The sequence below is a fragment of the Bradyrhizobium sp. CFUWI genome (genome assembly GCF_056429085.1).
Genome location: NZ_JBWJZE010000178.1, coordinates 1 through 458, shown reverse-complemented (window position 1 = coordinate 458; position 458 = coordinate 1). Strand labels below are relative to the sequence as shown.

Genomic DNA, 458 nt, shown 5'->3' with positions numbered 1-458 from the left:
ATTCGACAGGGATAATTGTTATGGCCATTAAAAAACGCAGTGCAACCGTTGTGCCTGGCGCATCCGGTGCGGCAGCGGCAGTTAAGAATCCGCAGGCCTCTAAAAGCAGTTTCTGGGGTGAACTCCCGCAGCATGTGATGTCAGGGATTTCACGCATGGTGCCGACCTTAATTATGGGCGGTGTGATCCTCGCTTTCAGCCAGCTGATTGCTTATAGCTGGCTTAAAATTCCTGCTGAGATCGGCATCATGGATGCTCTTAATAGCGGGAAATTCTCCGGTTTCGACCTCTCCTTACTGAAATTTGCCTGGCTGTCGCAGTCCTTCGGCGGCGTGTTGTTTGGTTTTGCCATTCCGATGTTTGCTGCTTTTGTGGCGAACTCTATCGGTGGCAAACTGGCGTTCCCGGCTGTTTTTATCGGCGGGTTGATGTCTACCCAGCCGACGCAACTGCTGAAC

At 52.0% G+C, this 458-nt stretch carries 1 protein-coding gene; it reads left to right on the top strand.

Annotated elements, in window-relative coordinates; translation table 11 throughout:
• Positions 1-20: 20 nt before the first annotated feature.
• Positions 21-458, top strand: a 438-nt coding sequence (locus AC066S_RS39295) for a hypothetical protein (protein ID WP_478271978.1), incomplete at its 3' end; no start/stop codon positions are given.